The organism is Pseudomonas sp. BIGb0176, assembly GCF_024810175.1.
Classification (GTDB): Bacteria; Pseudomonadota; Gammaproteobacteria; order Pseudomonadales; family Pseudomonadaceae; genus Aquipseudomonas; species Aquipseudomonas protegens.
Genome location: NZ_JANUEC010000008.1, coordinates 1 through 20,366, shown reverse-complemented (window position 1 = coordinate 20,366; position 20,366 = coordinate 1). Strand labels below are relative to the sequence as shown.

The 20,366-nt window shown below is 62.4% G+C and carries 9 protein-coding genes, 1 rRNA gene and 2 pseudogenes; 7 read left to right on the top strand and 5 right to left on the bottom strand.

Annotated elements, in window-relative coordinates; translation table 11 throughout:
• Together M2395_RS31635 and M2395_RS31630 are read left to right on the top strand one after the other, a co-directional pair.
• A pseudogene (locus M2395_RS31635) lies at window positions 1–8,238 on the top strand (LapA family giant adhesin); the annotation flags it as partial.
• A 160-nt stretch (window positions 8,239–8,398) separates the two neighbouring features.
• Window positions 8,399–8,737 carry a hypothetical protein gene (locus tag M2395_RS31630; protein ID WP_011058513.1) on the top strand — a complete coding sequence of 113 codons (339 nt, stop codon included), beginning with the start codon at window positions 8,399–8,401 and terminating at the stop codon, window positions 8,735–8,737.
• Window positions 8,738–8,793: 56 nt separating this feature from the next.
• On the opposite strand, the gene lapD is transcribed toward M2395_RS31630, so the two are convergent.
• Window positions 8,794–10,740: a cyclic di-GMP receptor LapD gene (gene lapD, locus M2395_RS31625; protein WP_053155799.1), complete on the bottom strand. Its 1,947-nt coding sequence runs from the start codon at window positions 10,738–10,740 to the stop codon at window positions 8,794–8,796.
• Between the two features lie 14 nt (window positions 10,741–10,754).
• Window positions 10,755–11,447: a cysteine protease LapG gene (lapG, locus tag M2395_RS31620; protein WP_011058511.1), complete on the bottom strand. Its 693-nt coding sequence runs from the start codon at window positions 11,445–11,447 to the stop codon at window positions 10,755–10,757.
• A gap of 290 nt (window positions 11,448–11,737) precedes the next feature.
• Here lapG and M2395_RS31615 point away from each other — a divergent pair, with 290 nt between their 5' ends.
• Entirely contained in the window at window positions 11,738–12,502 is a 765-nt protein-coding gene (locus M2395_RS31615) for a thioesterase II family protein (RefSeq protein ID WP_011058510.1), read from the top strand.
• Between the two features lie 65 nt (window positions 12,503–12,567).
• Here M2395_RS31615 and M2395_RS32045 read toward each other — a convergent pair whose 3' ends face one another.
• Both M2395_RS32045 and M2395_RS32040 read right to left on the bottom strand, forming a co-directional pair.
• The gene (locus tag M2395_RS32045; RefSeq protein ID WP_370059459.1) at window positions 12,568–13,353 is read right to left on the bottom strand and encodes a methyl-accepting chemotaxis protein; all 786 of its coding nucleotides are present in this window, start codon (window positions 13,351–13,353) and stop codon (window positions 12,568–12,570) included.
• A gap of 69 nt (window positions 13,354–13,422) precedes the next feature.
• Window positions 13,423–14,448, bottom strand: a pseudogene (locus M2395_RS32040) (cache domain-containing protein); the annotation flags it as partial.
• Between the two features lie 314 nt (window positions 14,449–14,762).
• Here M2395_RS32040 and M2395_RS31605 point away from each other — a divergent pair.
• From M2395_RS31605 to M2395_RS31590, 4 genes are all read left to right on the top strand, one after another.
• Window positions 14,763–15,263, top strand: coding sequence for a sigma-70 family RNA polymerase sigma factor (locus M2395_RS31605; RefSeq protein ID WP_011058508.1), 501 nt, complete (start codon window positions 14,763–14,765; stop codon window positions 15,261–15,263).
• A gap of 5 nt (window positions 15,264–15,268) precedes the next feature.
• Window positions 15,269–16,273 carry a FecR domain-containing protein gene (locus tag M2395_RS31600; protein ID WP_065363326.1) on the top strand — a complete coding sequence of 335 codons (1,005 nt, stop codon included), beginning with the start codon at window positions 15,269–15,271 and terminating at the stop codon, window positions 16,271–16,273.
• Between the two features lie 99 nt (window positions 16,274–16,372).
• Window positions 16,373–18,865 (top strand): TonB-dependent siderophore receptor, encoded by a 2,493-nt coding sequence (locus tag M2395_RS31595; protein WP_123430025.1) that lies wholly within the window; start codon window positions 16,373–16,375, stop codon window positions 18,863–18,865.
• Window positions 18,866–18,936: 71 nt separating this feature from the next.
• Entirely contained in the window at window positions 18,937–20,118 is a 1,182-nt protein-coding gene (locus tag M2395_RS31590) for a PepSY domain-containing protein (protein ID WP_053155788.1), read from the top strand.
• Between the two features lie 154 nt (window positions 20,119–20,272).
• Here the strand turns inward: M2395_RS31590 and rrf are convergent.
• Window positions 20,273–20,366: ribosomal RNA gene (gene rrf / locus M2395_RS31585) — 5S ribosomal RNA — on the bottom strand; the annotation flags it as partial.

Sequence of the window (20,366 nt, the reverse complement as noted above, 5' to 3'; positions counted from 1 at the left end):
GAAACCTCCGTCACCGATACCCCGGACACCACCACTCTGAGCCTCTCGGCTACTGAGTCCGTGGCCGAGGGCGGTTCCATCGTCTACACCGCCACATTGACCAATGCCGCTGGTACTCCGGTCACTGTGACCCTGAGCAACGGCGCGGTAATCACCATCGCCGCAGGCGCTACTTCCGGTACTGCCACCGTTGCCGCTCCGGCTGACGACGTGTACAAAGACGCCGGTAAAGTCGAAGCCACCATTACCAAGGCCGAAGGCGGCAACTTCGAGAACCTGGAGACCAACCCGACTCCAGCCGTCACCGATGTTACCGATACCATCGATACGTCGACCGTCAGCCTGACCGCAACTCCAAGCGTGGCTGAGGGTGGCATTGTTGTTTACACCGCGTCGGTGACAGCGCCAGTAACCGGCTCGCCGGTCGTAGTGACCCTATCCAACGGTCAGACCATCACCATTCCGGTGGGTGAGTCGTCCGCCAGCGTGAACTTCACCGCGCCAAACGATGCCCTCGCTGGCGGTAGCTCCCTGAGCACCACCATTACCAAGGCGGATGGCGGTAATTACGAGAAGCTAGAGGTCAGCGACAAGCCCGCTGAAACCTCCGTCACCGATACCCCGGACACTACAACCCTGAGCCTCTCGGCTACTGAGTCTGTGGCTGAAGGTGGTTCGATCATCTACACCGCAACCCTGACCAACGCTGCCGGTACTCCGGTCACCGTGACCTTGAGTAACGGTGCCGTGATCACTATTGCTGCCGGTGCCACTTCGGGCACGGCAACTGTCGCCGCGCCAGCCGATGACGTCTACAAGGACGCCGGCAAGGTCGAGGCAACGATCACCAAAGCCGAGGGTGGCAACTTCGAGCACCTGGAGACAAATCCAGCGCCAGCGGTGACTGATGTCACTGACACGATCGACACGTCGACTGTCAGTCTGACCGCTACACCAAGCGTGGCTGAGGGTGGCATTGTTGTTTACACCGCGTCGGTGACAGCGCCAGTGACCGGTTCGCCGGTAGTCGTCACTCTGTCCAACGGCCAGACCATCACCATCCCGGTGGGTGAGTCGTCTGGCAGCGTGAATTTCACCGCACCAAACGATGCGTTGGCGGGCGGCAGTTCGCTCAGCACGACCATTACCAAAGCCGACGGTGGTAACTACGAGAAGCTGGAAATCAGCGACAAGCCGGCTGAAACCAGCGTGACCGATACCCCGGACACCACTACCCTGAGCCTGAGCGCTACCGAGTCCGTGGCCGAGGGCGGTTCCATCGTCTACACCGCAACCCTGACCAACGCTGCCGGTACTCCGGTCACCGTGACCTTGAGTAACGGTGCCGTAATCACGATTGCTGCCGGTGCCACTTCGGGCACGGCAACTGTCGCCGCGCCAGCTGATGACGTCTACAAAGACGCCGGCAAGGTCGAAGCGACTATTACCAAGGCCGAAGGCGGCAACTTCGAGCACCTGGAAACCAATCCAGCTCCAGCAGTCACCGACGTTACTGACACCATCGACACCAGCACCGTTTCCCTGACTGCCACGCCGAGCGTGGCTGAGGGTGGCATTGTTGTTTACACCGCTTCGGTGACAGCACCAGTGACTGGCTCACCAGTGGTCGTCACTCTGTCTAACGGACAGACCATCACCATCCCGGTGGGTGAGTCGTCCGCCAGCGTGAACTTCACCGCGCCCAACGATGCTCTGGCTGGTGGCAGTTCGCTCAGCACCACCATTACCAAAGCCGACGGTGGTAACTACGAGAAGCTGGAGGTCAGCGACAAGCCGGCTGAAACCTCGGTAACTGACACACCAGACACGACCACCCTGAGCCTCTCGGCTACTGAGTCTGTGGCTGAAGGTGGTTTGATTGTCTACACCGCGACCCTGACCAATGCTGCGGGTACACCTGTTACTGTCACGCTCTCTAACGGCGCGGTGATCACCATCGCCGCTGGCGCTACTTCCGGTACTGCCACCGTCGCCGCTCCGGCTGACGACGTCTACAAAGACGCCGGCAAAGTCGAGGCAACGATTACCAAGGCTGAAGGTGGCAATTTCGAGCACCTGGAGACCAACCCGACTCCAGCTGTGACTGATGTCACTGACACCATCGACACCAGCACCGTTTCCCTGACTGCCACGCCGAGCGTGGCTGAGGGTGGCATTGTTGTTTACACCGCTTCGGTCACTGCTCCGGTAACCGGCTCGCCTGTGGTGGTGACTCTGTCTAACGGACAGACCATTACCATCCCAGTGGGCGAATCCTCCGGTAGCGTGAATTTCACCGCTCCAAACGATGCGTTGGCGGGCGGCAGCTCCCTGAGCACCACCATTACCAAGGCGGACGGCGGTAACTACGAGAAGCTGGAAGTTAGCGACAAGCCAGCCGAGACTTCGGTCACCGATACTCCGGACACCACCACTCTGAGCCTGAGTGCTACCGAGTCCGTGGCCGAAGGCGGCTCCATCGTTTACACCGCAACCCTGACCAATGCCGCTGGCACGCCAGTGACCGTGACCCTGAGCAACGGTGCAGTGATCACTATCGCTGCTGGTGCTACCTCGGGCACAGCGACCGTCGCCGCTCCGGCCGATGACGTCTACAAAGATGCGGGCAAGGTCGAAGCCACCATTACCAAGGCGGAGGGTGGCAATTTCGAGCACCTTGAGACCAATCCAGCGCCAGCCGTCACCGATGTGACCGACACCATCGACAACTCCACCGTATCGCTCAAGGCCACGCCTTCGGCGGCCGAAGGCGGCAATGTCACTTACACCGCCACCGTCACCGCTCCAGTGACCGGTTCGCCAGTGGTGGTTACCCTGGCCAATGGCGAGAAGATCACCATCCCGGTCGGTGAAACTACCGGTTCGGTAAGCATCACGGCGCCTAACGATGTACTGGTCGGCAACACTCCACTGACCAACTCCATCACCAATGTCAGCGGTGGTAACTACGAGAATCTGGTCGCCGACAAGACTCCGGTCAGCACCACCGTGACCGATACGGTCGACACCACCAGCGTCAGCCTGACTGCCACTGGCACCGTCGCTGAAGGTGGCCAGATCACCTACACCGCCACCCTGACCAACGCCGCCGGCACTCCGGTGACCGTGACTCTGAGCAACGGCGCGGTAATCACCATCGCCGCCGGCGCCACTACCGGCACCACCACCGTCGCGGCTCCAGCCGATGACGTGTACAAGGACGCCGGCAAGGTCGAAGCCACCATCACCAAGGCCGAGGGCGGCAATTTCGAGAAGCTGGTGCCGAACACCACGCCGGCCGTGACTGACGTTACCGATACCATCGACAACTCCACCGTGTCGCTCAAGGCCACGCCTTCGGCGGCCGAAGGTGGCAACGTCACCTACACCGCTACCGTCACTGCTCCAGTGACCGGCTCACCTGTAGTCGTGACCCTGGCCAATGGCGAGAAGATCACCATCCCGGTCGGCGAAACCACTGGTTCGGTAAGCATCAGTGCGCCTAACGATGTGCTGGTCGGCCATACCCCGCTGACCAACTCCATCACCAATGTCAGCGGCGGTAACTACGAGAACCTGATCGCCGACAAGACTCCGGTCAGCACCACCGTGACCGACACCGTCGACACCACCAGCGTCAGCCTGACTGCCACTGGCACCGTCGCTGAAGGCGGCCAGATCATCTACACCGCCACATTGACCAACGCCGCCGGCACTCCGGTGACCGTGACCCTGAGCAACGGCGCGGTAATCACCATCGCCGCCGGCGCCACTACCGGCACCACCACCGTCGCGGCTCCAGCCGATGACGTGTACAAGGACGCCGGCAAGGTCGAAGCCACCATCACCAAGGCCGAGGGCGGCAATTTCGAGAAGCTGGTGCCGAACACCACGCCGGCCGTGACTGACGTTACCGATACCATCGACAACTCCACCGTGTCGCTCAAGGCCACGCCTTCGGCGGCCGAAGGTGGCAACGTCACCTACACCGCTACCGTCACTGCTCCAGTGACCGGCTCACCTGTAGTCGTGACCCTGGCCAATGGCGAGAAGATCACCATCCCGGTCGGCGAAACCACTGGTTCGGTAAGCATCAGTGCGCCTAACGATGTGCTGGTCGGCCATACCCCGCTGACCAACTCCATCACCAATGTCAGCGGCGGTAACTACGAGAACCTGGTCGCCGACAAGACTCCGGTCAGCACCACCGTGACCGATACCGTCGACACCACCAGCGTCAGCCTGACTGCCACTGGCACCGTCGCTGAGGGCGGCCAGATCACCTACACCGCCACACTGACCAACGCCGCCGGTACTCCGGTGACCGTGACCCTGTCCAACGGTTCGGTGATCCATATCGAGGCCGGAAAAACCACCGGGACGGTCACCGTTGCGGCGCCGGCAGACGACGTCTACATCGACGCAGGCAAGGTCAACGCCACCATCACCAACGCCACTGGCGGCAACTTCGAGAAGCTGGTCACGGACACCACGCCAGCGGTGACCAACGTCACCGATACACTGGACACCACTTCGGTGGGTATCAGCGGCAGCGCCTCGGTCACCGAAGGCCAGACCGCCAGCTACACCGTGAGCCTGACTCACCCGGCGCAGACCGAAGTCACCCTGAAGATCAGCTACAGCGGCACCGCCACCGACGGTTCGGACTTCAGCGGCGTGTACACCGTGAAGATCCCGGCCGGCGCCAGCAGCGCCACCTTCAACGTCGCCACCATTGACGACAAGATCACCGAAGGCACCGAGAATTTCACGGTCAAGATCGACTCGGCCACTGGCGGCAACTTCGAGAACCTGGTGGTGGGCAGCAACAACAGCGTCACTACCTCGATCATCGATAACGACGCTCCGCCGGTCATCGACCTGGATGCCAACAACTCCAGCGGTGCTACCGGGGCCGACTACAAGGTCACCTTCACCGAAGGCACCACAGGCCCCGGCGTGTCGATCGCCGACACCGACCTGAGCATCACCGACCCGGACAGCACCCTGCTCACCGGCGCCACCATCGTGCTGACCAACCGCCAGCCGGGGGACTCGCTGAACCTGGGCAACAGCGTCAACGGCATCACCATCAATGCCAACAGCAAGGACGGTTCGATCACCCTGACCCTGTCGGGCAGCGCGACGCTGGCCGACTACATGCAGCAGATCAAGAACATCACCTTCACCAACAACAGTGAAGACCCGAGCACCACGCCACGGACCATCACCGTGACCGTGACCGACGGCGGCAACTACTCCAACGTCGCCACTACCACGGTCAACGTGGTGGCGGTGAACGACGCCCCAACTGCCACTGGCGGCGCCGTGACCGGCAACGAAGACACCCCGCTGGCACTGACCTGGTCGAACTTCGGCGTCAGCGACGTCGACAGCCCGGCGTCCAGCCTCGGCGTGAAGATCACCCAACTGCCCAGCGACGGCAAACTGCAATACCTGGACGGTTCGACCTGGAAGGATGTGGCCAACAACCAGACCTTCAGCAAGGCCGATATCGATGCCGGAAAACTGCGCTTCACACCGGACGCCAACGAATCCGGAACCAATGGCTACGGCGGCAACGGCGTGGGCAACCAGCAGGCCGATTACGCCCAGATCAAGTTCCAGCCAACCGACGGCCAGGCCCTGGGCAACACCGGCACGGTGACCGTCGACATCACCCCGGTAGCCGATGCACCGACCCTGAGCGTGGCCGGCAACAGCGTGAATTCGGTGGGCCTGCTCAAGGAAGTCTGGACCAACCTCAGCGGCCTTGGCACCGACGGCAGCGGCGCTTCCGCCAGCACTCTGAAATCGGTGATCGACGCTGCCGGCACACCCAACAGCAGCAGCCTGGCGACCAACGTCCAGTCCGACGGCAACATCACGCCGGGCACCGCGTCGAAGACCTCAGGCCTGATCTACCTGGAAGCAGGCAAGGCCTATACCTTCTCCGGCACCGGCGACGACAGCCTGCTGGTGACCATCGGCGGCAAGAACGTGGCCAGCACCACCTGGGGCGCGGGCGGTAACCTCAACGGTACTTTCACCCCGACCACCAGCGGCTACTACACCATCGATATCTACCACCACAACCAGAGCGGCCCGGGCTCCTACGACGTCAACCTCTCGGTCAACGGCGGGGCTGCGGTGGACCTGAGCAACGCCGGCGTGCCGCTGTACACCGGCGTCACCGACCTGACCAACGCCGGAGTCTCGGTGTCCGACCTGCACGGCACCAACGGCGAAGGCTACTACGACGGCTACAAGCTCAACGAGGGCGGCGAAGGCGGCAGCGTGCATCTGTCGAAGATCACCACCGGCCTGACCGATACCGACGGCTCGGAAACCCTCAGCGTGAAGATCAGCGGCATTCCGGCAGGCTCGGTGCTCAGCGATGGCGCCGGGCACACCTTCACCGCCACCGCGACTTCCGGTGAAGCCAACGTCACCGGCTGGAACCTGGGCAACCTGACGGTCACGCCGCCGCCGTACTACAACGGCACCTTCAACCTGAACGTGACCTCGACCTCCACCGAGTCCCTGGGCGGCTCTGCCAGCACTTCGGCGCAGATCCCGGTCAAGGTCTACCCGGCGGTCTACAACTCGGTGGTCGCCACCTCCGGCGACGACACCGTTACCGGCACCGATGGCAACGACATCGTGGTTGCCGACATCGGAGGCCTGACCGTGGTCCCGGGCACCAACTACAACATCGCCTTCATGGTGGACAGCTCGGGCAGCATGAGCAGCGCCTCGATCACCGCGGCCAAGAACTCCCTGACCTCGGTGTTCAATACCCTGAAGAACAGCATCGGCGGCAGCAGCTCGGGGACGGTGAACATCTTCCTCGCCGACTTCGATACCCAGGTCAACAAGTCGGTGTCGGTTAACCTCAACGACCCGACCGCCCTGGCCCAGCTCAAGGCGGTGCTGGACTCGATGACGTCCGGCGGCGGTACCAACTACGAAGACGTGTTCAAGGCCACGGCCAACTTCTTCCAGAGCAGCCAGGCCACCGGCAACAGCAACGCCACCAACCTGACCTACTTCATCACCGACGGTAAGCCGACCTACTACCAGAGCGGCGAGCAGACCAACCCGACGCTGTACGGCAACGTGCGCCTCGACGATGTGGTGACCACCAGCAACTACAAGCTGGGGGATACCTTCGGCAAGTACCTCGACAACTCTCACTACCTGAGCGTCGCCAGCGACGGCACGACGATCCTGCAGACCAACAATGGCTGGGGCTGGAGCAGCAAGACCCTGGGCACCCTGCACGCCCAGGGCGACGGTACCTACGAGCTGTCGAACCTGGCCGGCTCCGGCAGCAGCACCGACTACTACACCACCACCAACTCCAACAGCGGCTTTGCCCTGCTCAGCGGCCTGTCGAACGTCGAAGCCATCGGCATCAACAGTGGTGTCAGCCTCAACGACCTCAAGCCTTACGACAGCGACGGCAAGCCGCAGACCAACATCGACCCGAACGACCTGGCCAACTCGATCATCGGCCACACCGAAGCGACCATGCCGGGGGCCGACAAGGTCAGCGGCGGCGACGGCAACGACATCCTGTTCGGCGACCTGGTGAGCTTCAACGGCGTCGCAGGCGAGGGCTACCAGGCCATGCAGGCCTATGTGGCCAAGCAGACCGGGGTCGACGTGAGCAAGGTCACCACCAGCAACGTGCACCAGTACATCACCGAGCACTACACCGAGTTCGATGTGTCTGGCAGCCACGACGGCAACGACACTCTGCTGGGCGGTGCCGGCAATGACATTCTCTTCGGCCAGGGCGGCAACGACCTGCTGGACGGCGGCAAGGGCAATGACATCCTGCTGGGGGGGACCGGCAACGACACCCTGATCGGTGGCCAGGGCAACGATATCCTGATCGGCGGTTCGGGTGCCGACACCTTCGTCTGGAAGGCCGGCGACACCGGCAACGACGTGATCAAGGACTTCAAGGCCAGCGAAGGCGACCGCATCGACCTGCGTGACTTGCTGCAGGGCGAGAGCGCCAGCACCATCGACAACTTCCTCAAGATCACCACCGTGGACGGGGTCTCGACCCTGCAGGTCAGCTCCGAGGGCAAGCTCAACGCCGCCGGGGGCCTGGCCAACGCCGACGTGACGATCAAGCTGGAAGGCAACAACTGGTCCAACGCCAACATCAATTCGTTGATCGCCGGCAGCGACCCGACCATCAAGATCGATCACAACAACAGCTGACCGGTCCCTAGCGGCCACCCCCGGGGTGGTCGCCGGGCCCCGGCAGGCAGCCCGCGGCGTGACGAGCGCCGCGGCGCACCGCATACTCGCGCTCTGAATGCTGCGTTGGCCTATGCTGCTGCCTGCCTGACGCCGGAAACACATGCCTGAGGGATTCGCCATGTTCTACGTGCAACGCGATGCACAGGGCCAGCTGATTCGCGTGGAAGCCGCCGCTTACGCCGAGGCCACCGAGACGCTGCCCGCCGACCACCACGAGATCCAGACCTGGTACGCCAACGAGGCGGTGGAAGTCAGTCTCAAGCAACTCAAGCAAAGCGACCTGGAAATGATCCGGGTGCTGGACGACCTGATCCAGCTCCTGACCCTCAAGGGCGTGATCCGCATCACCGACCTGCCGGCCGCGGCCCAGGCCAAGCTGATGGATCGCACCCAGGCCCGCGAGGCGCTGGGCGGTTTGAGCCGGTTGATCAATGACGATGAAACCGGATTGATCTGAACCCTTTTCGCCAGCCGACTCCTACTGTAGGAGCCGGCTTGCCGGCGAAAGCGGTTTCAACCCCAGGGAGCCGGCTCGCCGAACAGCTGGCCCTGCACCCCGTACAAGCCCATCTCGCGAATCACCTGCAGCTCGCCCTCGGTCTCGACCCGTTCGGCAATCAGCGGCAGGTCGATGCTGTGGGCCGCGCGCTGGATGGCTTCGATAAACAGGCGCTTGTCGCTTTCCTGATCGATGTCGCGGATGTAGCTGCCATCGATCTTCAGGTACGCCAGCCCCAGGCGCGCCAGGTTGCCGATCATGCTGAAGCGCCCACCGAAGCGTTGCAGGCTGAGGGAGAAACCCAGCTCGCGCAGGCGCCGGGTCAGCTGTTCCAGCATGGCCTGCTCGGGTAATTGCTCTTCACCGATCTCCAGGGTCAGGCGCGGGCCCAGGTCGGAATGCTGGCGCAGGATCTCGAACACCCGATTCAGGGCGTGCGGGTCCGCCAGGGTCGCCGCCGACAGGTTCAGCGCCAGGCAGTCTTCGTGGCTCGCCATCTGTCTCAGCACCTGTTCGAGCATCAGCAGATCCAGGCGCGAGGTCCAGCCGAAACGCTCCAGCCACGGCAGGAAACGCCCGGCCGGAATGGTCTGGCCCTGTTCATCCAGCAGCCGCGACAGCACTTTGTAGTGCAGCACCAGGTGGGTGTCCCGAGCGGCCACCACCGGCTGGAAGTACAGCTGGAAGTGCTGCTCCGACAGCGCCCGGTCCAACAGCCGGTGCCAGGCATGGTGGTCATCCCCAACCTGGGCACTGGCGCCTTGATCGAGGCAGGCCCAGCTGGTGTCACCCTGGGCTTCGGCCTGGGCCAGGGCCTGGTCGCCGAGGCTCAGCACCGCTTGCGGCGAATCACCGTGAGCAAACGCCGCCAGGCCGATGGAGGCCACTGAGGCAACATCGGTGGCGCCGGTGGCGTGCAGGTTGCCCAGGGCACTGTCCAGGCTCTGGGCCAGCTGGATGGCTTCCTCACGCACCAGCCCCGGCGCCAGCACCGCGAACTCGCCACCACGGACCCGGGTGACCAGGTTGTGGGTTTCCGGGTACTTGTCGCACTCGCGCAGCAGTTGTTCACCCACCGCCTTGAGCAACTGGTCGGTACGCTGGCCGCCCAGGCGCTGGTTCAGCCCGGCCAGGTCCTTGACCCGCAACAGCAACAGGTAGCCGGAACTGGCCTGCTCGGGGTTGCTTACGCGGGCGTGCAGCTGCATTTCGAAATAACGCCGGTTGGCCAGCCCGGTCAGGCTGTCCTGATAGGACTCGGTGCGCAGTTTCTCGCTGCGCTCGGCCTGCTCCTGGAACAGCGCCTTGAGCTTCTCGACCATCTGGTTCATGGCCTGCACCACCCGCCGCAGCTCCGGAGTCCGGGGCAATTGCGGCAGGCTGAGGAATTCACGACGGGCAATGGCGTGGGACTGCTGGACCATGTAGTCCAACGGCTTGAGCTGGCGCCGCAGCAGCAGGGCGCCGAGCACCGCGCTCACCGCACCGCAGATCAACAGCCAGCCCAGGCTGCCCAGGGCACTTTGCCAGAGCTTGGCCACGGCGAACATCGGGTGGCTGAGCACCTCGACCCGAGCCGCCTGTTCCCAGCCGCGGCTGACGATGGCATCGCCACCCGCCGGTTCCAGGCCGATCAGGCTGACAAACCACTGGGGCACGTTGCCGACTTCCGGGATGCCGCTGCGCTCGACAAGGGTCTTGTCGGTGGCCAGGTCCACCACCCGGATACTGGCGTAGTAGCCACTGTCGAAGATCGAGCTGACCATCAGCTCGACCATCGCCGGGTCGTCGATGTTCGGCGTCAGCGACAGCGCCAGGGCAGTGGCGGCATCCTGGGCATGGGAGCGCAGCTGATTGACATACTGGGTGCGCGAGCTTTCCAGGCTGACCATGAAGCTGCCGCTGAAGGCGACCACCAGGAACACACAGATTGCGATCAACAGTTGTTTGAACAAAGACATCTGAGCTCGTGCTCCTAGTTAGTCGTCTCGACCGGAAAACCTTCGGCCTGCATTTTTTTCAACACGTCCTGCCAACGGGACAGGCGCTTGGTGTCGCCCACCCGCTTGTTGCCTTTGGCCCCCGGTAGCCACAGACCCTCGGCATTGAAGGAGTACACCGGCAACAGGTCGGTACGCTCGCTGGCCGGGCGGATCGAGTCTTCCAGGCTGTCGAGCACCAGAGGCATGGCCTCCGGGCTGGAATAGTAGGTCAAGACCATGTGCGCACGGTTCTGGCGCAGGGCCTTGACGTAGGTGATGCGCAGTTTGTCACTGGAAACCCCGAGGTGGCGCAGGCTGAAATACTTGGCGATCGCGTAGTCCTCGCAATCGCCGGCGCCCTTCCACAATGCCTCGATCGGCGTTTCCCAATAATCCACCTGGTGCCACAGGTCGATGTCTTCCACGTAGCGCATGTTCTTGTTGAAGAACAGGTTGACCACCTTCAACTGTTCGCGCTCGGGCACCTGCTTTTGCGTGGCCAGCAGGTGCTGCCAGGCATCGATGCGCGGCTGCCCTTCGCCCAGCGGACCGTAGAGCGCCGTGGCACGGCGGCTGATCAGGGAGAAATCCCAGTCGGCGTGCAGGCTGCCCAGCAGTGCGCCGGCCAGCAGCAATGCCGCGCAGAACCAGCGCAGGGTCCGAGAAAGAGCTAAACGTGCCGCCAATGCAATGCGTCCATGGGAGCTGTCGTAAATCGGCTGATGGTGAAGGCTGGCCCGGCAAAAAACAATGGCACCTTACAATCACCAGCCGCCGGAAAAGAGCCGGCGCGAAACATTCAGAGCATAGCCGCAAGCCGCGTTCCGGCGACCGACAGCAACCGCCCGCCCGGCCCGGCACACACGTGCCTTCACGGACGACAGGCACTATGTTAGAAACCATCCGCAGACTGCGACGCCCTCTTCAGGCTGCCTCTGGCCGGCGCAGTGCCGGCCCACTTGCTTAAGGAAAAGCTGTGTACACCGACACCCGACAATGGACGCTGGTGATCAAACCCGGGCAAGCCACCCGGATCCGCCTGATCTGCTTTCCCCAGGCCGGGGCGGCAGCCGAGCAAATGCGGGTCTGGTCCAGTGGCCTGGCCGATCATATCGAGCTGGTGGTGCTCAACCTGCCGGGGCACGGTCCGCGCCGTGACGAAGCGCCCTGCGACAACTGGCCCAGCCTGCTGGAAAACACCTTCACCGCCCTCGACCCCTGGCTCGGCGAGCCCCATGCGCTGTTCGGCCACGGCCTGGGCGCGCTGCTGGCCTACGAGACCAGCAAGCATGCCCAGGAACGCTTTCCCCAGCAGACCCGCCACCTGTTCGTCTCCGGCTGTCGCAGCCCGGATAGCCTGCCGCGCCGGCCCTTGCTCCACTCCCTGCCCATCGCCGCGTTTCGCGAGGCGATCCTGACCCTCGGCGCCAGCCCCCTGGAGATGCCCCGCGGGCAGAACGACCTGCAATCCTACGAACGCCTGCTGCGCAACGGCCTGAAGCTTTTCGAAACCTGGTACGACACCTCCAGCGGTTGCCTGGATGTGCCGTTGACGGCCTTCTACGGCAGCGAGGACCCGCTGGCCACGGCCAACCTCATGCTCAACTGGCGCGAGTTCACCGGCCGCGAGTTCGAGCTGATCGAAGTGGCCGGCAATCACTTCTTCATCAAGTCCCAGCGCCAGCGCCTGTTGCAGGTGATCAATACTCACCTGGGGCTGCTGGGCGACCACCCGGCCTGATCGGTACCCATGAAAAAGCCCGCCCTGCCGTGAGGCGGGAGCGGGCTTGAAAGTGACGCGAAACCTCAGATCTTGAAGCTGTCCACCAGCTGCTTCAGGCGGCTGGCCTGCTGCGACAGGGCATCGCAATCCTTCAGGGTTTCGTTGAGGTTGGCCACGCCCTGCTGGTTCAGCAGGTTGATCTGGTTGATGTCGACATTGAGGGTCTCCACCACGGCCGTCTGCTCTTCGGTCGCCGCCGCCACCGACTGGTTCATGCCATCGATCTCGCCGATCCGCTGAGTCACGCTGACCAGCCGCGCACCGGCCTGGTTGGCCACTTCGACGCTCTCTTCGCTGGACGCCTGGCTGGCGTTCATGGTCGACACCGCTTCACGGGAGCCGACCTGCAAGGAGGTGATCATCTTGTGGATCTCTTCCGCCGACTCCTGGGTACGATGAGCCAGGTTGCGCACCTCGTCGGCCACCACGGCGAAGCCACGACCGGCTTCGCCGGCACGGGCCGCTTCGATGGCCGCGTTGAGGGCCAGCAAGTTGGTCTGCTGGGAGATGCCCTTGATCACGTCGAGAATGTGCCCGATGTTGTCGGTGCTGGCGTTCAGGGTCTCGATCTGGGTGCAGGACAGGCTGATCTTCTGCGACAGCTCGGTCATGGCCTGGATGGTCTGTTCCACCACTTGGCGACCGTCGTCGGCCTGTTCGCTGGCGCCACTGGCGTGCTGCGAGGCATCGGCGGCGTTACGGGCGATTTCCTGGGTTGCGGCCCCCAGTTCGTTGATCGCGGCGGCCACGCTGTTGGTGCGGGCGCTCTGCTCGTCGGAACCGATGATCGAAGCGTTGGACGAAGCCATCACGCGCTGGGACAGGTCGTGTACCTGGCGGGTGGCCGAGGACACTTCGGAAATCGAGGCATGGATCCGCTCGACGAACTGGTTGAACGAGCTGCCCAGTTCGCCGAATTCGTCCTTGCTCTCCACCACCAGGCGCCGGGTCAGGTCGCCCTCGCCCTGGGCGATGTCCTGCATCGCACGGCCCATGGTGATCAGTGGGCGCATCAACACCTGGATCAGCAGGGTCAGCAGTACGGCGATCACCGCCACGGCGATAAACATCGCGATCAAGGCGGAAGTACGGAATTGGCTCAGCGGTGCGTAGGCCTTGTCCTTGTCGATGGACAGACCGATGTACCACTCGGCATTCGGCAAGCCGGTCACCGGGGTGAAGGAGAGGATGCGCTCCTGTTTGTTCAGGACCACTTCCTGGTTGCCGTTTTCGATCCGTACGTTGGCGCCGGGGTAGATGTCCTTGAGGTTCTTCATCACCTGGTCCTTGTCCGGGCTGACGATCACCTGACCGTCGGCACTGACCAGGAAGGCGTGGCCCAGGCCACCGAAATCCACCGAGTTGATGATCTTCACCAGGGTTTCCAGGCTCAGGTCGCCACCAACCACGCCCAGCAGTTCACCCTGCTTTTTCACCGGCATGGCGATGGTCACCACCAGGCCACCGACAGCCGCCATGTAGGGCGGGGTCAGCATGGTCTTGTCGGCGGCGACGGCCTGCTTGTACCAGGGGCGCTGACGCGGGTCGTAGCCGTCGGGCATCTTCGCGTCAGGGCGCTGGGTGAAGGTGCCGTTGGCCTGGCCGACGTAGGTGAACTGGAAGTTCGAGGTAAAGGCCGGTTGGTCCACCAGCCCTGGGAAATCTGCGTTCTGACCTTGGTGAGCAACGTTCTGCGCGAGGTTCTCGAGCACCAGGATCCGCCCGCTCATCCAGTTCTGCACACTGCTGGAGGTGAGCTCACCGGCCTGCTGGATAGAGGATTCGAGGTTCTGTCGGATGGTGTTTCGCTGCAGGTAGTCGTTGTACAAGGTGAACAACGCAAAAGCCAGAACCACTACGCCGGAGGCGGCCAAAAGGATTTTATGGCTGAACTTGAGATTCATTTCATGGGACTTCTTATGCCGAAAGTGGGGATGCGTCCGTAATGCAACATTCCATGTAACAGCGCAGGCGATGTTCTCTGACCGCTCTACTTTGGTGCACGCATGTCTTATCAGTCTTTCGGCAAGAATCTGCGAACCCTTAGAGATTTTTCTGAATTACTCGCCTGAATTTACCTAATCCCGCCGAACGGTGTTCCAGAGCATCCGTGGCACATTTTCAGATGACCGACAGTGCGCTGCTTATTGCCAAATCGATAAAGCCTCAATGACAATGCGACTAATTATCATTAGTGACACTCAGGCAGTCCGCGTCCATGTCATCACCCGAGTTCGCCGTACAGACGCTCTACAGCCATCACCATGGCTGGCTCAACCGCTGGCTGCGCCAGCGCCTGGGCAATGCCGCGGATGCTGCCGACCTGGCTCAGGACACCTTCGTACGCCTGCTGCAGAAAACTGAACGTCTGGAACTCAAGGCCCCCCGGGCTTTTTTACGCACCATCGCCCGGGGGCTGGTAATCGATCACTGGCGCCGCGAGGAAATCGAACGTGCCTATCTGGAAACCATCGCTCACTTGCCCGAAGCCGAAACACCCGGCGCTGAAGCTCGGGCGTTGATTCTGGAGCTGCTGGAAAGCATTGCGCGGATGCTTGAAGGGCTGAAGCCGAAAGTACGTCAGGCTTTTCTCCTGGCTCAGTGCGAGGAACTTACCCACAAGCAGATTGCTCAGCAGATGGGCCTATCCCTGCGTACCGTCGAGCGTTATGTCGCCCAGGCGCTCTACCATTGCTACCTGCTGCGCTACGAGAGCTGAAGCCTGTGGATAACTTTCCCGCCAGCCTGCCGCTCAAGCCCAATCCCGATCACCTGGTGGTCAAGCAAGCAATCAACTGGTTGCTGCGCCTGCGCAACAACGGTGCCAACCCCAAGCTGCAGCAACAGTGCGATCTGTGGCGGGCGGCGCACCAGGAGCACGAACTGGCCTGGCAGCGGGTGCAATCGTTGCAGCAGGAACTCACGGCCAACCTGCGTTCAGTGCCGGGGGCTCAGGTGGCCTTGCATACCCTGGAACACAGCAGTCAGCGCCTGGGCCGGCGCCAGGCCCTGAAACTGCTCAGTGGCGCCCTGCTCCTGGGCTCCAGTGCCTGGGTCGGCAAGGATCTGCTGGGCTGGCAACAATGGAACGCAGACTTTGCCACCGCCGTCGGCGAGCAGCGGGGCTTCCAGTTGCCCGATGGCACCCGCCTGGAACTCAATACCGACAGCGCGGCGGACCTCAACTTCAATGCCGAACAGCGCCTGATCAAACTGCGCCGGGGCGAGATCATGGTGTCCTGTGGAGCCGATCACGGCCCTGCCCGCCCGCTGCTGGTGGAGAGCCGCCACGCCCTGCTGGAAGGCTTCGACGCCCGCTTCGTGGTGCGCGTGGAGGATCGCTGCACGCGCCTGAGCGTGACCCACGGCAGCGTGGCCATTCATGCGCCGCACACCGCCGACGGCCGTAGCGCCCGGGTGGAAGCAGGTCAGAGCTATCAGATCAGCCATGGCCTGGCCGAACCTGCGGCCCCCCTGGCGATGGACGTCGGCGCCTGGGCCGATGGCCTGATCGTTACGCGCAACATGCGCCTGGACGACTTCCTCCAGGAGGTCGGCCGCTATCGCCATGGCTATCTGGGCTGCTCGGCAGCGGTTGGCAATCTGCGCCTTTCAGGTGTGTTCCGCCTGGAAGACACCGACAAGTTGCTGGCCATCCTGCCCCAGACCCTGCCAGTGCAGTTGCGCTACCGCACCCGTTGGTGGGTGACCTTGGGGCCAGTGGCTTGAAATTCACTGGGGTGATTTTTTTTGGCGGGTTTTGCCAGGACGTCCGGCTTAGTCAGTAAGCACTTCAATCTGCTTCCTGCGACTTCAACGGAACCTACCATGACTCTGCGCGACACCCGCCCAAGCTCTCCCTGCGCCCGCCCCTTGCGCCAAGCCATCCGCGCCGCCCTGCTGTGCTCCAGCATCGGCCTCGGCACAGTGGCGCCCCAAGTGCTGGCCGCCGCTAGCGCTGTTGATGCCCCGCGTCACAGCTACAGCGTGGCCCCGGGCAACCTCGGCGATGCCCTCAACCAGTTCGCCCGGCAGGCCGGGATCACCCTGTCCACCACCCCGGCCCTGACCCAGGGCAGGCAGTCCCCCGGGCTCCAGGGCGACTACTCCATTCCCCAAGGCCTGAACCAGCTGCTGCGGGGTTCGGGACTGGAGGCGGTCAGCCAGGACGGCGGCAACTACGTACTGCGGCCCCTGCCCCAGGGCAGCGCCCTGACCCTGCCCGCCACTGAGGTCAAGGGCTTCGCCCTGGGCAACGCATTGGGCAGCATGGAGGGCTACAACGCGACGCACAGTCAGATCGCCACCAAGACCAGTACCGCGTTGCTGGAGACCTCGCAAAGCGTCTCGGTGGTCACTCGTGAACAGATCGACGACCAGGGCGCGCAAACCGTCGCCCAGACCATGCGCTACACCCCCGGCGTGCTGACCAATCCCTATGGCGCCACCCATCGCTACGACTATGTAGCGATGCGCGGCTTCAACGATGGTTCGGTGGACAACATCTACCTCGATGGCCTCAAGTCCATGGGTGACAGCGGCACCTACAGCAGCATGCAGGTCGACCCCTACTTCCTCGAACGGGTGGATATTCTCAAGGGCCCCTCATCGGTGCTTTATGGCCGCAGTTCCCCTGGCGGCCTGGTGGCCCTGACCAGCAAAAAGCCTCTCTACGAGCCCTATCACCAGATTCAGGCAACCGTGGGCACCCAGGGCAAACAGGGCCTGGGGTTCGACTTCAGCGGCCCGCTCGATGACGACAAGCGCGTTGCCTATCGGTTGATCGGCCTGACGGACAAGTCCGACACTCAGTTCGACCACGCGAAGGAAAAACGCTTCGCCCTGTCGCCGACCCTGAGTATCGACTTCAGTGAAGACACCTCCCTGACGCTCCAGGCCTATTTGCAGAATGACCCCGATGGCGGCTACCACGGCGGCATGCCGGCCAACGGCACCCTGAACCAGCGCAATGGCCAGCGCATTTCCGAGCATTTCTTCGAGGGCGAGCCGGGCGTGGATGGCTACAAGCGCGATCAACAGTCCTTCGGCTATCAGTTCGAGCATCGTTTCAACGACACCTTCACCGCCCGCCAGAACTTCCGCTACCTGGACTCCAAGGTGAAGCTCGACCAGGTCTATGCCTATGGCTGGACCAATGCCGCCAGCAATGACCTGAACCGCTATTACTCGGGTGGAGATGAGAAGCTCCACTCCTTCATCGTCGATAACATGCTGCAGGCCGAATTCCTCACTGGCGAGGTCAAGCACACCTTACTGCTGGGAGCCGACTATCAACGGCGCAAGACCGTGGTCGACTGGGACCAGGGAACGCTGCAACCGATCAATGCGTTCAACCCGGTCTATGGCAACTCGACGATCAACTACTACAGCCACACCAGCTATTTGCGGCGCCTGGAACAGACCGGCGTGTACTTGCAGGACCTGATCGAGCTGGACAAATGGCGCTTCTCTCTCGGGCTGCGCCAGGACTGGGTGGAAACCTCGGATGAAAACCGCCTGGCTGAAGCCCAGCGCCCACTGGGCACCGAAATCAGCGACAAACGCACCAAGCTCACTGGGCGTGCGGGCGCGCTCTATCTGTTCGATAACGGTCTGGCGCCTTACGTCAGCTATTCCGAGTCATTCAACCCCAACTCCTACGCAGACAGCGCAGGCAATCCGCTGCCACCTACCGACGGCACTCAATGGGAAGTCGGGCTGAAATATCAGCCACCAGGTACGGACAACTTGTTCACTGCCTCGTTGTTCCGCATCGACCAGGAGAACCTGGCGTCGAAGCTGCCCCAGGAAAACTTCTATCGTGCGGTGGGTGCTGTTCGCTCCCAGGGGCTGGAGCTGGAAGCCCACATGCAGCTGACCGACAACCTGAAACTGCTGGGCAGCTATACCTTCACCGACATCCAGTATTCGAAGTCGATGACCAGCACCCTGAGCAGCGCCACCAACCTCATCGAGAACAAGGGCAACTCGCCTACTCAGGCACCGCGGCAGATGGCGTCGCTGTGGGCCGACTACAAGTTCTACAGCGCGACGCTGGATGGCCTGCGCCTGGGCGGCGGTGTGCGCTATGTGGGCTACAGCTGGGCCGATGCCGAGAACACCATGAAGGTACCGGCCTACACGCTCTTCGATGCCTCCATCGGCTATGACCTGGGCAAGCTGGGCCTCAAGGGAGTGGATGTACGGCTCAATGCCAACAACCTGACCAACGAATCCTACGTCGCCTCCTGTGCAAGCTTGAGCTACTGCTACCTGGGCGAAGAGCGCAATGTCGCCGCCACGGTAAGCTACCAGTTCTGATCTAGGTTGACGCCAACAAAGCCAGCGCCTGTCAGCAGCCGCTGGCTTTGTCGTCTCTACGGAAAAATGTCATGCGCGCCATTCTGGTTCTATTGCACCGCTACATGGGCCTGGCCACCGCAGTGTTCCTGCTGCTGGCCGGGCTGACCGGGAGTGTCCTGGCCTTTCATCACGAGCTGGATGAGTGGCTCAACCCCGAGTTCTATCACACGCCTGGCAAGGGGCCGGTGCTGGCCCCCGGCGCACTGGTGGATAGCGTTCAGGCCGAGCACCCGAGGCTGCAGGTCTGGTACATGGAATATCCACAAGAAGCCGGGCATGCCGCGCTGCTGGCAGCGGTGCCACGCACCGACCCGGCCACCGGCCAACCGTATACCGAGCGCAATCAAGTATTTTACTTGGACCCGGTTACAGCCCATCAGCAGGGGCAGCGCTTTTGGGGCGCCTGCTGCTTCCAGCGGCAGAACCTGGTGCCTTTTCTGCTGGAGTTCCACTACAACCTGAGCCTGCCCGGCAATTGGGGGCTATGGTTGATGGGGCTGGTGGCCATTGCCTGGGTCATCGACTGTTTTGTTGCCTTGCTGCTGACCCTGCCTCGTGGACGGCCGTTCTGGCGCAAGTGGGCCACGGCCTGGAAGATCAAGGGCGGCCATGCCTATCGGCTCAACTTCGACCTGCATCGCGCCGCAGGCTTGTGGTTATGGCTGCTCCTGCTGCCGATCGCCATCAGTAGCGTAGCCATGAACCTGCCGAGCCAGGTGTTCAAACCCGTGGTGTCATTGCTCTCGTCCATCGAACCCAGCGTCTATGAAGCTCGGGGACGAGTACCGGCGGCAGAGCTGGGGATAACCCGGCTGACTTATCAACAGGCCTATGAACGGGCTCTGGAAGAGGGGCAGCGGCTGGGCTTGAAGGAGACGATTGGTGAGTTGTATTACAGCTTTGAATACAACTTCTATGGAGCAGGTTTTGGTCGGCATGACAGCCAAGCCCATGGTAAGTCCTGGCTGTTCTTCCACGGTACGGATGGGCGCTTGCTGGGGCAGGAGATAGCGGGGCAAGGCACCCTCGGAGAGCGCTTCTACCGACTGCAACTGCCCATACATGGAGGCAGGATCATCGGTACCACGGGGCAGGTGATCATTGCTCTATTGGGCGTTCTGATTGCCGTGCTGGCACTGACCGGCATCTATATCTGGTGGCGTAAGTTAATCGCCCGTAGAAGCAGCAAGATGCGTAAGAACAGGGCGTAAGAGGCAAACAAATGTGGTCTTGATGACTGCTTACTCGATGCTGATGAAGCCCTGAATCCACCCTGCAATCTGCTTCTGCCACACAGCACAGGCTTTATAGCGCACAAAAACAAAACCCCTGTCTGCGTGAGCAGACAGGGGTTTTGGAATTTGATCTTGACGATGACCTACTCTCACATGGGGAAACCCCACACTACCATCGGCGATGCATCGTTTCACTTCTGAGTTCGGGATGGGATCAGGTGGTT

What these genes read in the sequence shown, in the direction of transcription:
- M2395_RS31590 (WP_053155788.1), top strand. Translation starts at nt 18,937, where the DNA reads ATGCGCGCCATTCTGGTTCTATTGCACCGCTACATGGGCCTGGCCACC.
- M2395_RS31630 (WP_011058513.1), top strand. Translation starts at nt 8,399, where the DNA reads ATGTTCTACGTGCAACGCGATGCACAGGGCCAGCTGATTCGCGTGGAA.
- M2395_RS31595 (WP_123430025.1), top strand. Translation starts at nt 16,373, where the DNA reads ATGACTCTGCGCGACACCCGCCCAAGCTCTCCCTGCGCCCGCCCCTTG.
- lapD (WP_053155799.1), bottom strand. Translation starts at nt 10,740, where the DNA reads ATGTCTTTGTTCAAACAACTGTTGATCGCAATCTGTGTGTTCCTGGTG.
- M2395_RS31605 (WP_011058508.1), top strand. Translation starts at nt 14,763, where the DNA reads ATGTCATCACCCGAGTTCGCCGTACAGACGCTCTACAGCCATCACCAT.
- M2395_RS32045 (WP_370059459.1), bottom strand. Translation starts at nt 13,353, where the DNA reads ATGGCTTCGTCCAACGCTTCGATCATCGGTTCCGACGAGCAGAGCGCC.